This is a genomic window from Pseudomonadota bacterium, from assembly GCA_027620075.1.
Taxonomy (GTDB): domain Bacteria; phylum Pseudomonadota; class Alphaproteobacteria; order Rickettsiales; family UBA6187; genus 1-14-0-20-39-49.
Genome location: JAQCEY010000011.1, coordinates 38,892 through 47,293 on the forward strand (window position 1 = coordinate 38,892; position 8,402 = coordinate 47,293).

Annotated in this window: 13 protein-coding genes and 1 tRNA gene; 7 read left to right on the forward strand and 7 right to left on the reverse strand. The window is 37.5% G+C overall.

The features are described 5' to 3' along the window. The first annotated feature begins 6 nt into the window (after positions 1–6). Together O2942_11075 and O2942_11080 are read left to right on the forward strand one after the other, a co-directional pair. Positions 7–423: a DUF4167 domain-containing protein gene (locus tag O2942_11075; protein ID MDA0782791.1), complete on the forward strand. Its 417-nt coding sequence runs from the start codon at positions 7–9 to the stop codon at positions 421–423. 75 nt (positions 424–498) lie between these two features. Next, a tRNA-Ser gene (locus O2942_11080) sits at positions 499–588 on the forward strand. Between the two features lie 346 nt (positions 589–934). On the opposite strand, the gene O2942_11085 is transcribed toward O2942_11080, so the two are convergent. Continuing rightward, complete coding sequence (locus O2942_11085) at positions 935–1,810, reverse strand: ImmA/IrrE family metallo-endopeptidase (GenBank protein ID MDA0782792.1); 876 nt, start codon at positions 1,808–1,810, stop codon at positions 935–937. Beyond that, complete coding sequence (locus O2942_11090; GenBank protein MDA0782793.1) at positions 1,797–2,147, reverse strand: helix-turn-helix transcriptional regulator; 351 nt, start codon at positions 2,145–2,147, stop codon at positions 1,797–1,799. Before O2942_11090 ends, O2942_11085 begins: the two co-directional genes overlap by 14 nt. A 316-nt stretch (positions 2,148–2,463) precedes the next feature. Here O2942_11090 and O2942_11095 point away from each other — a divergent pair, with 316 nt between their 5' ends. Together O2942_11095 and O2942_11100 are read left to right on the forward strand one after the other, a co-directional pair. Beyond that, entirely contained in the window at positions 2,464–3,216 is a 753-nt protein-coding gene (locus tag O2942_11095; protein ID MDA0782794.1) for a nucleotidyltransferase, read from the forward strand. 1 nt (position 3,217) lies between these two features. Next, positions 3,218–3,970 carry a hypothetical protein gene (locus tag O2942_11100; protein ID MDA0782795.1) on the forward strand — a complete coding sequence of 251 codons (753 nt, stop codon included), beginning with the start codon at positions 3,218–3,220 and terminating at the stop codon, positions 3,968–3,970. 20 nt (positions 3,971–3,990) lie between these two features. Here O2942_11100 and O2942_11105 read toward each other — a convergent pair whose 3' ends face one another. The 5 genes from O2942_11105 to O2942_11125 form a co-directional block, all read right to left on the reverse strand. Then, on the reverse strand, positions 3,991–4,401 hold the full coding sequence (locus O2942_11105) for a hypothetical protein (GenBank protein ID MDA0782796.1): 411 nt from the start codon (positions 4,399–4,401) through the stop codon (positions 3,991–3,993). Then, positions 4,401–5,711 carry a recombinase family protein gene (locus O2942_11110; GenBank protein ID MDA0782797.1) on the reverse strand — a complete coding sequence of 437 codons (1,311 nt, stop codon included), beginning with the start codon at positions 5,709–5,711 and terminating at the stop codon, positions 4,401–4,403. Before O2942_11110 ends, O2942_11105 begins: the two co-directional genes overlap by 1 nt. After that, entirely contained in the window at positions 5,712–6,131 is a 420-nt protein-coding gene (locus O2942_11115) for a DUF2924 domain-containing protein (GenBank protein MDA0782798.1), read from the reverse strand. It abuts the gene before it with no gap. Continuing rightward, the gene (locus O2942_11120; GenBank protein MDA0782799.1) at positions 6,124–6,309 is read right to left on the reverse strand and encodes a hypothetical protein; all 186 of its coding nucleotides are present in this window, start codon (positions 6,307–6,309) and stop codon (positions 6,124–6,126) included. Before O2942_11120 ends, O2942_11115 begins: the two co-directional genes overlap by 8 nt. 123 nt (positions 6,310–6,432) lie before the next feature. Next, on the reverse strand, positions 6,433–6,942 hold the full coding sequence (locus O2942_11125; GenBank protein ID MDA0782800.1) for a DNA polymerase V: 510 nt from the start codon (positions 6,940–6,942) through the stop codon (positions 6,433–6,435). Between the two features lie 96 nt (positions 6,943–7,038). Between O2942_11125 and O2942_11130 the strand changes: the two genes are divergently transcribed. The 3 genes from O2942_11130 to O2942_11140 form a co-directional block, all read left to right on the forward strand. Beyond that, positions 7,039–7,746 carry a hypothetical protein gene (locus tag O2942_11130; GenBank protein MDA0782801.1) on the forward strand — a complete coding sequence of 236 codons (708 nt, stop codon included), beginning with the start codon at positions 7,039–7,041 and terminating at the stop codon, positions 7,744–7,746. Positions 7,747–7,882: 136 nt separating this feature from the next. Beyond that, positions 7,883–8,122: a helix-turn-helix domain-containing protein gene (locus O2942_11135; GenBank protein ID MDA0782802.1), complete on the forward strand. Its 240-nt coding sequence runs from the start codon at positions 7,883–7,885 to the stop codon at positions 8,120–8,122. Next, positions 8,122–8,402 (forward strand): hypothetical protein (locus O2942_11140; GenBank protein ID MDA0782803.1); only part of this gene is annotated, 281 nt, incomplete at its 3' end. The genes O2942_11135 and O2942_11140, both read left to right, overlap by 1 nt.

The following is an 8,402-nucleotide window of genomic DNA, read 5'->3' on the forward strand; positions in this document are numbered from 1 at the left end:
TTTTATATGGCAATTATGAGAAACCGTTCGCCACGCAATAGCAATGGCAAAAACAGAAGTGGAAGTGGAAGGCAAAACGGGGGTAAGCGTAATAACCATTCTAACAATTCTGCAAATCTTACCTCTGTAAAAACAAACTATGAAAAATATACGGAAAAGGCAAAGGAAGCAAGGTCTTCAGGTGACAGGGTTTCAGCAGAAAATTATTTACAATACGCCGATCATTACAAAAGGATTCTTATAGAGGCCGAAGAAAGAAAGGAATCTGTTCAGGCAGCAGAATACGAAAATATCCAAACAGAAGAAAAAAGAGCAGAAATTAATAGCCAACAACTTGAAAATCCAGACAATTCAACCGATATTATAGCTGAGAGAAAAAACAATACTTCTCAGAAAGAATTAAAAGAAGGCAACGCAAGTTAAGTTTTGTGCTTGCAAAAAGTGATTTTCCTCGTTAAAAAGCTTTCTTCAGGATTTTTTATCTTGTTTTTATATTACGGACAGGTGGCCGAGTGGCTGAAGGCGCCTCCCTGCTAAGGAGGTATACGGGTAACTGTATCGAGGGTTCGAATCCCTCTCTGTCCGCCATTATCTTATTAGATAACCGCTCTCTGCTACGAATTTTTGATTCCTTGTAGGGCTGTAAAGCCCAGTGTGAGCAAGGGTTTTCGGACTTTCCTTTTCATTTCACCCTCTCTTTTTCAAAACTATATTTGATAAAAAAAACACCATTTTAGCCAATTTCCTCTCTCTTTCTCTGTTTCAGGGTATCTTTTGGATTTTCGGTGACCCTATATTTTACAAGGGTTATAGCGTTTTGGTTCGAAAGTGGTAAAGCGGTCGGGTGAGTGTAACTGACAAAATATTATGAAGTAACATTTATATCATAGGAGCGTCATGTACATTCTGTGTTAGAAAATACACTTTGTAGTATTTATTTTTTAAATCGGATTTGCAACGATTCTTCTAACTCTTCTTCCTCTTCGTATTCTTCAAGGTCTTGGGTTACGGTAATTATCGTAAGTGTTTTACCATAATTGCCTAATCCGATTACGTCTTCTTGTATTTCCAAATCATACTCCCCACACCAATCGGAAAGAATGCCTGAATTACTATTTTCTTCAGTAGTACAATTGCCTATGTATTTAGCATTAAATGTCTTTGTTAAGGCGCTTGTCGGAATACTATTACCTTTTCTAATCCACTCTATATCAGGGAATTGTTTTAATGTTTCTGACATAAAGGCATAATCTATATTATTGCCTTCTGAAACAATAATTGCACATGCTTCTTCTGCAAATTCTGTATAGCGAATTGCTGTGGCTAGAATGGAAGTCCTACAAAGACTAGCTAACTTTTTTATTGCTGTTAACCCCTCTCCATTTTTACGTATAGCTCTTTGAAAAAGCTCACTGGGCATTAGTAATGCTGAGGCAAAATTATCTGCTTCTATTTCATACGGATCTTGTGACGTAAAACCTGACTCAGATATATGCATACCATCCCCATTTGGTAGAACTCGTTCAATATGTCCATCTAATATATAATGCCCTATTTCATGGGCTATGCTGAACCTTTGAAAACCATCATTTTCAATATGAGTGGCATACATAATGCCAAAATCATTCCCTTGTTTTAGTAACATGCCAGAAACACCAGAGGCATTTTTAGGTTTCGCTTGAACTAAAATATCAAGTTTTTTTGCTATACCATCTAAATCTACAGGAAGTTCATAAAAATTGTTTTCTTTTAGAAAATGTTCAGCCTTGCGTTGTACCATAACACATCGATCTTTTTTATTTATCATCATTTTTATTATTTCTCTCCCCTAACATTTGTAAGAAATTTTCAGCCAATTCCATATCTTCACTACTAAAATTCTCTACATGACGAGCTAATTTAGCTGCTACTTCACCATGTGCAAATGGGTCATCGCTACGCCCTAAAAGATAGTCTATTGTGACATCTAACCCATTAGCTAGTTTCCGTAAATTATCGAATGATGCTTTTCTTGATCCAGTCTCAAAATGTGAAATAGCTGATGGTTGCAACCCTGTTTTTTTTGCAAGAGCACCTTGACTTAATCCTCTTAATTCTTCACGAGCCGTTTTGAGTCGTTCGGCAAAAACATTGGACTCTTTATTCATGTGGACGACTCCGTAATATAATATTTGACAATATCGTATATATCATGCTATATACGATAGCGTAATATTTTATATTACATATTTTTGCAACTGACAATAAGGATTTTTATTATTATGGCCAATAAACGAAAATGTGAGGTTACCGGAAAGAAAGCAGGGACAGCAGCATCTAGGGTATTACGTAATCCCAAATCAAGTAAAACTGCAAAAACGGCAGCAGCGTCAGCTTTAACACAACGTCCAAATAGAAAGAAAAAATGAAATTTTAAACACTATTCAACAAAAATATTATTTAATACAAGGTGGATAAAACTTTATGTCCGGGGACATATATTTAAACAATGTTATCAAAAAGTATGCCGTAAATATTTCTAATGCGCAAAATGCAGGGCAATTAATGTATCCCATTTTACAGCGTTGGGGCAATGGTTATATGGTAAAAGCAGAGTTTTCCGGATCTTTATCCAAAGGAACCGCAATTTCAATTGGTACTGATGCTGATATTTTTCTTTCGATGTCATCCAGCACTCCAGGAACATTGGCAGATCTTTATAACACTCTTCACAATGCTATATCTCAGGCAGGGTATGAAACAAGACGACAGAACGTCTCAATTGGAACAACTGTGAATGGATACAAAGTAGATTTGGTTCCAGCCCGCCGTCAATCTCAATATGGTAATGACCATAGTCTATATCTACGTAAAGCTGCTAGTTATACGAAAACCAACATTAACACCCATATAACATACGTTGCTAACAGTAATAGGTTATCAGAGATAAAATTAGCAAAAATATGGTGTCAACTGCATCAGTTAGACTTCCCTTCTTTTTATCTTGAGATGTCCGTTATTGATTCACTGAAATATGCAAGGAGCGGTAATATTTCTACAAATTTTTTGACTGTACTAGAGTTTATTAGTAATAATTTAACAGCAACCCAATATGTGGATCCAGCAAATACTAACAATATCATCTCAAATGATTTAACTTATTCAGAAAAATTAACTATTGCAAACAAAGCTAAATTATCAAGAAGTCAGAAAAACTGGGGGAGCATCGTTTGGTAAAATGAATAAGGCAAAAATCACTTCTAACACCGATGGAAAATCATTTCTTTGTTCCGCATTTTCTGCAGAACAAGAACTTCTTAAGGTGAAACTAAATTTTTCTTCCGTGTCCATTACACATGATGGAGTGATGGGTGATGTAAATGAACAGCATTTCATAGAGGTGTTGAGGAAATACCTTCCAAATCGTTATGCAATAGATAGTGCAGTTGTAATAGACTCAAATGGATACTCTAGTGATCAAATTGATATAGTGATTTTTGATAAGCAGTATACTCCGACTTTATTTGATCAACATAATCATCGGTTTGTACCAGCGGAAGCTGTTTATGGCATATTTGAAGTAAAACCAACGGTTAACAAAGAGTATCTTGAGTATGCAGCAGAAAAAGCAGAATCAGTTCGTATTCTAGAAAGGACTAGCGTTGCAATTACGCATGCAGCAGGAGAATCTCCACCAAGAGAATTATTCCCAATTCTTTCAGGGATAATTGCAGTTAATGTAGAGTGGACAAAAGGGTTCAATAGCAACGCATTTATAGATAATCATAGCTTATTAAATGGCAACAAGTTAATTAATTGTGGCTTAGCGGTGTCTGGTGGGTGTTTTGATGATTTTGGAGAAAAATTAGAAATATGTCCTACAAATAATTCTTTGGGGTATTTTATGTTCCGACTTCTTCAAAAACTACAGGGACTTGGCACTGTTCCTGCGGTAGATTGGAATAAATATGCACTTGTTATGAAGGCTTAATGTTTTCACAAGTGATTTTCTTAGGAAGAATTAAATCCAAACATTTCCTTTTGCTCCTGCCATAAATCAGGAATAGGTTTATCCATAAAATCCTGGAGCTTTAGATTGCGAGGCTGCTTGCCTTCTAGAATGGAAACAATTATATAAGGCGATAGATAATTTAGGCGTGTTATTTTTCTAAAGTATGACAAGCCTACTTTTTCTCTTGCGGCCAGTTCTGTTATTGTTAAGTTGTTATCCATCTTGAGCGTCTGCTGCCATTTATATGCCTTGGCAATGGCATTGATGAGCTTTTGATCGTAATTGTAAGAATCATTTTTGCGCACACCATTTGGCAAGATCACCATGGCAGCACCACCACGTTTTTTGATTTTCATTGGTATAAATATGCTTACAGTTTTATCATCAATCTTTTTATATATTGTGCTCATTATGCCGCCTCCAGTTCTTGTTTAAGTAAATTGATTCCATCTGAATGTATGGTGATATCGATGCCTTTTGGTGTTATTATTACGCCTCTGATAAGTAAGTGTATGATGCGCGATTGCTCCGATGGAAATAGCTCACCCCAGACTTTATCTATATTTTGCAGGCCAGATATCACCTGAGTATCTGGCAATTCACCTGAGGTGGCAGCAAGAGTGCGCGCTGTAATTTCAGGAGATGATAGTAATTGTAATACCTGATCTATAACAACCTGCTCGGCTTCTGATGCTGATATTGTTCCAACAGGGCATTTCTCATTTACGCCGCGCTGTTTTGCCGAGCAGACATAATAGCGATAACGTTTGCCTTTTTTATTGGTATAGGTTGGAGTCATAACGGTTCCACAGAATCCACAAGAAAATATGCCCTTGAGCAGTGGTGGTTTGCTAATTCGTGAGGTTGGCTTTGTGACTTTGTCGTTTTTCCGCTTAAATATGGACTGCGCTTTATTCCACATATCGGGCATAATTATTGGTTCATGCTCACCATCATATATATTGCCTTTATGAGAAATTTTGCCTGCATAAACTGGGTTATCAAGAATATGGCGTATGGATCTTTTCGTAAAATTACTTCCCTTGTGAAGCTTACCTGATTCCGATATCCATGTTTTTGTTTTAAAACCCATCTCGTTCATATCACGAGCAACTTCTGTAGGTGATGCAACTTCTAAAAAACGTTGGTAAATAATGCGGACGAGTTTGGCCTCACTTTCATTAATCAGGAGTTTCCTGTCTTTTGGATTATAACCCAGCGGAGGATTGCCGCCCATCCAAATGCCAAGCTTGCAGGATGCTTCAAATTTATCTCGGATACGTTCAGATGTAAGCTCTCTCTCATATTGGGCAAAGCTTAGCAGGACATTAAGCATTAGCCTGCCCATAGAATTTGAGGTGTTGAAAGACTGAGTAACAGCCACAAAACTGCAATTATGTTCATCAAGAAGTTCTATTATTTTAGAAAAATCCAGCAATGAGCGGGTTAATCGATCAATTTTGTAAACTATTATACAGTCAATTTTACCGTCACGAATATCCTGAAATAATCTCTGTAACGCCGGGCGTTCTAAATTACCACCTGTAAATCCACCATCATTATATTGTACCGGAAGGCATTCCCAGCCCTCATGCTCCTGACTGGCAATATAGTTTTCTGCCGACATACGTTGAGCATCAAGTGAGTTAAATTCTTGTTCTAACCCTTCCTCATGAGATTTTCTGGTATAGATACCACAGCGTTTTTTGATTTTTTCCATTTAATTCCTCACTTTAAAAAATGCAGGGCCATTCCAGTGCGTCCCTGTGATTTTTTTGGCAATAGCAGAAAGGCTCCTGAATTTTTGGCCGTTATATTCAAATCCATCGCGCAAAACTTCTACCTGATGCATTATTCCATCATGCTCACGGCATATTTTTGTTCCAGGCAATAAGTTGCTATGCTTACTGCTGCCTATTACAGTTGCTCCTTTTGAAATAGATTCAAGTTTTGACTTTATATTATCGTTTAGCCCGCCAATTGTTAGCTCTTGCAAACGATAGGCAATCTTTGGGCGCAGCTGATCCTTGCTGGCATTATGGGTGCATTTATCATCGAAAATACCGTTATATATTTCTCGTAACTGTGCTGATGTTTTATTATCTAAATCCAGCACTTGCCTTATAATACTCTTACTCACTTTCACCTCCATTTGAGTTAAACTCTTCTGAGGCATGAACGCTTGGGTGAGCGGTGAAGTCCAGTGAAACTTCTCTGTTTTTTGATGTTTTTCGGATGTTTAGCCGCTTAATGGCAACTGCCAGCAATGAAGCTACTTCACTTAGCCGATCTTTTGCTGTGATAGGAGTGGTTTGCATTAATAACCGCCTTCAAAATAGTTTGCTAATGTTTCTATTTTGAAGGATATAGCTTCATTGATAATTAGAATAGATGACACAAATACGCAGAAGTACGTTTATGTACGATGGGATAATCAGGAATTATAATTCTCTTACAACCTTAATAACCACACCCCAGACATGAAGGTTTGAATGGTCGGTTATTTTTATAGGCGTAAAATCCTTATTCTCTGAAACTAGCTGCCCATTCTTTTTATCCAGGCGTTTTACAACTATGCCACCTTCAACAGAAGTAACTATAATATCACCATCCGCAGCTTCTTTATTCCGATCAACCAGCAACAAGTCATCAGGTAATATTCCTGCATCTTTCATTGAATATCCGGAAACTTTTGCCATAAAACAATCTTTAGGGTTTGAGATATTGAGGTCTTTTAACTGGTACATTTCACAGCTATCGTCACCAGATAAAAACGGCACACCCGCTTCAACCGGAAAGTTGTATAAAGGGATTGAAGAAGTTATACTTTTTGCGAAAGCTTTCACCTCATCAACAATAGAGATAGGTATGCGTACAGCCTTGGTCGGCTCGCCATATAATCCCTGTCCTACAGGTCGTCCTGCTCCTTGTCTTGCGCCTCCTCTGGGCATGCTTTTCCTTCAATTTTAGATTGCATCTTTTGAATAGAGTTACTATATTCAATTGAAGCCTTATATGCAACAAGAAATTTAAATAATGGTGATATTATGCCGGCACCTGAAAGAGAATACTATTATCTTGATGAAGTAATAAATCATTGGGGTGTCAGCAATGTAGACATTGAATATTTGATAGAAAACGGTCATTTGACAGCATGTTTTTTCTTGCTAAATGTCGATGTGGAGGTTGGCACTTATGAGAAAACCGCTGATGGCAGGTATTCCGCAGTATCGCATGAAATTATAAAATACAGAGGACTTCATCAATTATTGCCAGATGACTGCCGTAAAATATTCCGCAGAGGAAAAACCAAAATACATTATTTTCACGTTGGTAATCCTCAAGAATATTGCAAAATACGTAAAGATAATGGCATTACCGTACAAAAATCAGACTTGGTAATAGTCAGAGAAGAAAAGAGCCGCTATGAAACGGAGTATGATTTTGATCATAAGAAAAAGAACAATGTCTGTAGCATTGTAAAATCAAAAAGCAAAACAACATTTTACCAGGAAAATGATTATCACCATATTGAGTATGATGAACTCGTGTTTGAGTTTGGCATGATTCAGGCAAAAATCATAGAAACTCTACATATTGCCAGCAAAACTAACCACCAGTGGGTTCATTGCAAACCATTGCTGGATAAGGCCGGTTCAACAAGCACAAGAATTCGTGATTTGTTCAAATCAAAAAAAGATTGGCAGAAGCTAATTTTATCTGATGGAAAAGGCAAATACAGACTAAATCTGTAGTTCATCCACCACCCATCCCCCAGCAATCCACCACCTTCATCCCCACCCAAGCCCTCACCAAGCCCCACGACATCCACCACTCGTGAGTGAGATCCTGCTCTTATTGTTTTTTCATTAACCAATAAGGAGCCTTCAAATGACGGTACAACATATTACTGAAAAAGAACTGGCAAAACGGTGGGGATTATCTCATCGGACATTACAACGCTGGCGCGCATGTGGTGAAAAATTATCACATATTCGAATTGGCGGACGCATACGCTATACGCTTGAGGCAATCGAGCAATTCGAAGCTAAGCATAATAATGGATCTACAGGAAAATTGTCTGTCACACCTTCTTTGCCTCAAGAAGCACTTATACAGGAGGCTGTGTAATGGAAAATTTGAATATTCATACAATTACTCATACTCCTGTTGGAGATCTTACAACATTATCTTCAGGGCAACTTAATGAGCTCTTATGTGCTGCAAGTGAGTATTTTGCCAACGCAAAAAAAACAAAGCAGTGGATAGAGGCCGCTATTGGCTTGAAATATAAGGAACGTATTCAGGCTAAGCGTCATCGTTTAGAGAAAGATACCGGCACTATTCATATTGAAGATGACGGCTTTAAACTCACCAGTGATGTGCCTAAAAAAGCTATATGGGATCAAAA